Genomic DNA, 1508 nt, shown 5'->3' with positions numbered 1-1508 from the left:
AATCCGGCGTATGTGATCTTCACGTCGGGTTCGACGGGGCGGCCGAAGGGTGTGGTGGTGTCGCATGCGGGGATCGTGAACCGTCTTGTGTGGATGCAGGGCCGGTATGGGCTTGGCGCTGGTGATCGGGTGTTGCAGAAGACGCCGTTCGGTTTCGACGTGTCGGTGTGGGAGTTCTTCTGGCCGTTGTTGGAGGGTGCGGCGCTGGTGGTGGCGAGGCCGGGTGGGCATCGGGAGCCTGGTTATCTCGCTGGGTTGATCGTCGAGGAGGGTGTGACGACGGCGCATTTCGTGCCGTCGATGTTGGAGGCTTTCCTGGCCGAGGGTTCGGTGGGGGAGTGTGGTGGGCTGCGGCGGGTCATCTGTTCGGGTGAGGCGTTGCCGGTGGTGGCGCAGGAGCGGTTCTTCTCTGTGCTGCCGGGGGTGGAGCTGCACAATTTGTATGGGCCGACGGAGGCGTCGGTGGATGTCACCGCTTGGGAGTGTGTGCCGGGGGCGTCGTCGGTGCCGATCGGTGCTCCGATTGCCAATACCCGTGCCTATGTTCTCGATGCGGCTCTTGAGCCGATGCCGGTGGGCGTTGGGGGAGAGCTCTATGTGGCGGGGGTGCAGCTTGCTCGTGGCTATGCCGGCCGGGCGGGCCTGACGGCCGAACGTTTCGTGGCGAACCCCTTCACGCCTGGTCAGCGCATGTATCGCACGGGTGATGTGGCCCGCTGGACCACGGATGGTGTCCTGGAGTACCTCGGGCGGGCGGATGAGCAGGTCAAGATCCGGGGCTTCCGTGTCGAGCCTGGTGAGCTGCAGGCCGTGGTGGCCTCGCATCCGCAGGTCGCCCAGGCCGCGGTGATCGCCCGGGAGGACGTGCCCGGAGACACCCGCCTCGTCGCCTACGTCGTACCGAAGGACGAGACGGAAGAACTCACACTGTCCGTCCGCGAGTTCGCCGGCCGATGGCTCCCGGCCCATATGGTCCCCTCGGCCGTCGTGGTCCTTGAGGCCCTGCCGCTCTCGGTGAACGGCAAGCTGGACCGCAAGGCCCTGCCCGCCCCCGACCTGGCCGGGCTCGCCGGCTCCGGGAGGGGTCCGACGACCGTGCGCGAGGAGATCCTCTGCGCGGCGTTCGCCGAGGTCCTGGGCCTTGAGAACGTGGGAGTCGACGACGACTTCTTCCGGCTCGGCGGCCACTCTCTCCTGGCCGTACGCCTCGTCGAGATCCTGCGCAGGCATAACGTCACGGTTTCCATGCGGGCCCTCTTCGACGCTCCGACCCCGGCCGGAGTCGCACTCTCCGTGGGTGCCGAGCTGGTCGAGGTACCGGACAATCTGATCCCGGCGGGCGCCGCCGAGATCACGCCCGCGATGCTGCCGCTCGTCGACCTCACGGCCGACGAGGTCGCCCGCATCGTCGCGACCGTCGACGGCGGCGCCGCCAACGTCAAGGACGTCTACCCGCTCGCCCCGCTCCAGGAGGGCCTGCTCTTCCACCACCTCCTCGCCGACGGCGG

1 protein-coding gene is annotated in these 1508 nt (G+C 68.2%); it reads left to right on the top strand.

Going from position 1 to position 1508, the window contains the following annotated elements:
* On the top strand, nucleotides 1-1508 hold a 1508-nt coding region (locus ACFVZW_RS37055; protein ID WP_384531005.1), incomplete at both ends, for an amino acid adenylation domain-containing protein.

Source organism: Streptomyces sp. NPDC059567, assembly GCF_042735655.1.
GTDB lineage: Bacteria > Actinomycetota > Actinomycetes > Streptomycetales > Streptomycetaceae > Streptomyces.
The sequence above is the reverse complement of the archived record's forward strand: the minus strand, read 5'-3'. Positions and strand labels throughout refer to the sequence as shown.